We start from the raw sequence: 4501 nt of genomic DNA, 5'->3' as shown, positions 1-4501 counted from the left end.
GCGAAGGCCGCCGCACCCTGGATCTGGACGAATCGACCTACAGCAAAGAGCGCGGTTTGGTCGGCAGCAAAAGCCGGTTGGACCAATATCGCCGGCAGCACGACGAAGCAGCCGGCAGCGTGATTACCGGCCGCGAAGTCAGAACGGCTTCCGGCGGCGACACCCGCATCCGCGGCAGCCAAGTCATCAGCGACGGGCAGACCCTGGTGACCGCTGCCGGCGAAGTGCGCGTTGATGCTGCCGAGAACCGCTACCAAGATTGGGAAAACCACGAGCGCAAAAAGTCCGGTTTGATGGGCAGTGGCGGTATCGGTTTCTTTATCGGCAACAAAACCCAAGCCCAAGAAAGCGACGGCACCGCCGTTTCCGCCAGCGGCAGCACCGTAGGCAGCCTGAAAGGCGATACGCTGATAGCCGCAAAACGTTACAGCCAAACCGGTTCTATCGTTTCATCGCCCGAAGGCAACGTACTGGTTGAAGCCGAAAAGATCGATATTCAGGCTGCCGACGAGCGCTACCGGCAAACCCAACGCAGCCGCTTTGAACAAAAAGGGCTGACCGTTGCCGTCAATATTCCCGTAGTCGATGCCGCCATCGGTTTGACCAATGCCGCCAAATCCGCCAAACAGATACACGGCAGCAACAGCCGGGTGAACCTGATGGCCGCCGCCAATGCCGCACGGCAGGGTTTTAACGCCGGCAAGACACTTGCCTCCGTTGCCCAAAACCCCCAAAGCGCCAGCCAAGGCATCAGCGTCTCGATAACCTACGGCGAGCAGAAAAACACCAGCGAAACCCAAACCGCCGGCAACCGCGCCCAAGCAGCCCGCATGGAAGCCGGCAAAGCCGTGATACTCAAAGCACACGGTGCTGGCAAAGATTCCGACATCCTTATCCGCGGCGCCGATATCGGCGGCCAACAGGCCACCTATCTGAGCGCAGAAAACCGCGTCGATATCCGTTCTGCCGAGCAGCAGCACCAAGAGCGCAGCAAAAACCGCCAAAGCGGTTGGAATGCCGGTGTTGCCCTTGCTTTCAATAACGGCGTCAGCCTCGGCTTTACCGCCGGCGGCAACTACGGCAAAGGCTACGGCAACGGCGACGAAAGCACCCACCTGCACAGCCATATCGGCAGCCGCAGCGGCCAGACCTTTGTGCACAGCGGCGGCGACACCACCCTGAAGGGCGCGCAGCTGATCGGCAAAGGCGTACAGCTTGATGCCGCCAACCTCAATATCGAAAGCGTGCAGGACACCGCCACTTTCCGCGGCAAACAGGAAAACATGTCCGCGCAGATCACCGTAGGCTACGGCTTTAGCGCCGGCGGCGGCTACAGCCGCAGCAAGAGCAGCGCCGACCATGCCAGCGTAGGTGAGCAGAGCGGTATTTTTGCTGGGGAAGACGGATATCAGGTCAACGTTAAAGGCCATACCGATCTCAAAGGCGCTTTGCTTACTTCTGCGGCAGAGGCCGAAGCACAAGGAAAAAACAGCTTCCGCACCGCCACCCTCAGCCACAGCTACATTGCCAACCACAGCAGCTACAGCGGAAGCAGTCTGGGTGTGGACGGTAGCGTATCTGTAAGCGGAGAGCAGCTGGGACAGGAAAAACGGGACTGGTTAAGCAACGTTGCCGAGCAAAACACCGTGGGCAAAGCCATTGGCTACGGCAAAGTGAAAGACAACCGTAACAGCATTACCCATAGCGGTATCAATACCCGCAACTTGGTGATTACTGATGATGCCGGCCAGCAGAAAGCCACCGGCATGAGTGCGGCGCAGACAGCGGCAAGACTGTATACGGATATCAACACCGACACCGCCGAAGCTGCTTCAGGCAGCCTGAAAAACCAGTTTGACAAAGAAGCAGTACAGGAAGAACTGGATAGGCAGCGCGAGGTTACCCAAGCATTCGCCCCCGTTGCCGCCCAAAGCGTCGCATGGACTGCAGACAAACTCGGCAATATCAAAAACTATGAGCACATCCGAATTGCCAAAGCATATTTGCAGGAGCAGTTACAGGATGCCCGCCAGCCCGATCAGATTACCCGGCTGCAACAACAAATTGCCCTTGCAGACCAATACCTGTTCGAACACCAAGCCGCATATGACACATGGAAAGAAGGCGGCATAGGCCGCGCCGTACTGCATGCGGGTGCAGGTGCACTTTTGACCGGTGACGTACAAGGCGCGGCAGGCGCAGGTGCGTCATCGCTGGCAGCCCCTTATTTGGAACGGATAGGCGGCAGAGAAGGCAGTGTAGGCAGAATGCTGACGGACACGGTAGGCGGAGCAGCGGTTGGCGCACTGGCGGGAGGCAGTACTGGAAGTGCGTTTGCCGGAGCAAATGCGGATTGGAACAACCGGCAGCTGCATGAAAGCGAGCTACGCCTAACGGAAGAAAAGGATATTGTTGAAAGTATCAAAAATCACATAAAGCATATAGAAAAAAAGAACTTTCAGATGCAAAGGTTACCGAGCGTATTAGAAAACAAATATTACGTTGGGTTGATGAAAAATCCAATGATGGGCTCACGGATGAGACTATTATTTCTGCATTTGGCATATCATCTGCCACCCACCCCAATGGAAAGTTGAAATTAGGCAGTTCCGAATACTTTTGGGATTACCGAGACTATGCTGCACGCAATCCACAAGCATATAAAAACCATAACCTGTTTAGCCAATACAGCTCTTTAAAAGAACAGGAAAAACTAAAAAATTCCCATGAGGGAATATCTAACGAATATATCCATAAGCGCCAGAAAAAAAATGAGAATTTAGCTGCAAATCTTATTGATATATATGGTTCTTTTATAGATCCAAAAATACTGGCAAGACGACCTGGTTTAGGTGTGGGTCGAACATTGGTGAATGCAATCAACTCATTCAGCAAACCCACACTTACAAAAAGAGATCCGCTATTGGCTGGAGCTGGGGAAATAACTGTACCAATTGGCTCTCAAAACAGAATTCCATCGCATGTGATGGAATCGAGAGGGAATAATGGGGCAAGCAGTGCAGGTAATGGGGTTAATGGTAATGCTCGTCCTAATATTACTAATCAGACAGGTTCTAGCTCAGCAACAAAAATTAATCAGGTTTTTAATTCCATTAAGGACTCCCCTAAATACCCTAGTGGATTTCGCGAAACACAAAATGGCGTGCGAAAAGTTAATATAAATAATCAGGCTGTTCTTAACGAATTAAGAAATGTTCAAAGTGGAGAATGGAAAAAAGTGTATAGAGATGGATTTGATGCACAAGGAAATCGAATTTCTATCCACTATTTTCAACATACTAAAACCGGAAGAGTATTTGATGTTAAAGTAAAAAACTCATGGAGTAACTAAATGTTAAAAAATGAAGTAGTAGTAAAGAACAAACAGGATGCTGAGCTTTTTTTGAATATCTTAATAATAGGTATATTAACTGCTTTTTTTAATAGAAAAATTACATTGGATGATGGCTATAATTTGTTATTTAGGCCTGGAGTCATTGACTATTTAGAAAGCATGTCAATCAGCAAATCAATAATTGATATTTTATGGCTGTGTACAGAATTAGAAGATGTAGAAAGCCTTATTCCTGATAAATTAAATGATGAAATTATTAAATTAATTAATCAGTTAATTAAAAATCTGGATAATTTTAATGGAATTTCTGATCATATAAGGTTGTCTATTAAAATGGAATAGTAATATTTTATGTTTTGGAAAGCTGCTGTATCGCTACGGCCGGAACAACCCGTACCGCCTGTCTGTCGGCTCGCACAGCCGTGGCACCATGGTGGTTTACAATACGCTGCGCAAGCTCGATAGCAAGGAAAACGCCGGCATGCTGGCAGATGTCGATATGAAGATGGTCGGCCCCGCCACCCATGTGGCCAAAGCCGACGACCACCTGGCCAGGCTGCAAGGCTTTGCCCAACGGGGAGCAGACAATCGGGAGCGATCGATTGCCTTTGAAAACCACCCGGGAGATTTTGTAGGGAGAATCATCGGCTACAACCCGACCACCACCGAAACCAATACCCGACACAAATCACGGCTTCGCCATTGGGTAGATATATTCGGCTCCGGCAGCTCGCCGCACAACTGCCACGGTATCGGCAACAAACAATGCGTAAAAGACGGCTACCGCACGGAAGAAGATATCGGCGTGATGCCGAAAACCAAACGCATTTACGGCTACCCCCATTCGCAACCCACCGAACAGGAGAAATAACCATGATAAAAACCGTATTGGCCTTAAGCTTATCCGCCCTAGTGGCCGGCTGCACTTTTAAAGGATTCAAACTACCGCCCGATGCCTCCTTAAGTTGGAAATTGTGCAACGAAAGAACCATCTATCCGGCAATTCATACTCCGCCCACGGCCAGTGATGAAGAGCAGCGGGAAATGCTGAAGCAAATGGGGCTAAGGGATAAAAGGAAACGCGATGACATGCGTTCCTGCGGCTACAATCCTATTGCCGGCGGCGACCAGGAAGCCGATGCCTGC

5 protein-coding genes are annotated in these 4501 nt (G+C 50.5%); all 5 read left to right on the top strand.

Going from position 1 to position 4501, the window contains the following annotated elements:
* On the top strand, positions 1-2597 hold a 2597-nt coding region (locus MB824_RS05055; RefSeq protein WP_238746487.1), incomplete at its 5' end, for a hemagglutinin repeat-containing protein.
* Positions 2594-3352, top strand: a complete 759-nt coding sequence (locus MB824_RS05050) for a hypothetical protein (protein WP_238746485.1) — start codon at positions 2594-2596, stop codon at positions 3350-3352. The genes MB824_RS05055 and MB824_RS05050, both read left to right, overlap by 4 nt.
* Positions 3353-3697 (top strand): DUF3969 family protein, encoded by a 345-nt coding sequence (locus MB824_RS05045; protein WP_238746483.1) that lies wholly within the window; start codon positions 3353-3355, stop codon positions 3695-3697.
* Between the two features lie 88 nt (positions 3698-3785).
* Positions 3786-4226 carry a hypothetical protein gene (locus MB824_RS05040; protein WP_238746481.1) on the top strand — a complete coding sequence of 147 codons (441 nt, stop codon included), beginning with the start codon at positions 3786-3788 and terminating at the stop codon, positions 4224-4226.
* 2 nt (positions 4227-4228) lie between these two features.
* A partial coding sequence (locus tag MB824_RS05035; protein ID WP_238746480.1) for a hypothetical protein occupies positions 4229-4501 on the top strand: 273 nt, incomplete at its 3' end.

The organism is Kingella pumchi, from assembly GCF_022288825.1.
Lineage (GTDB): Bacteria > Pseudomonadota > Gammaproteobacteria > Burkholderiales > Neisseriaceae > Kingella_D > Kingella_D pumchi.
Note: the sequence above shows the minus strand (reverse complement) of the source record. Positions and strands in the feature narration are given on the sequence as shown.

Coding starts and splice junctions, on each gene's coding strand:
- MB824_RS05040 (WP_238746481.1), top strand. CDS start 3,786: ATGGTGGTTTACAATACGCTGCGCAAGCTCGATAGCAAGGAAAACGCC.
- MB824_RS05045 (WP_238746483.1), top strand. CDS start 3,353: ATGTTAAAAAATGAAGTAGTAGTAAAGAACAAACAGGATGCTGAGCTT.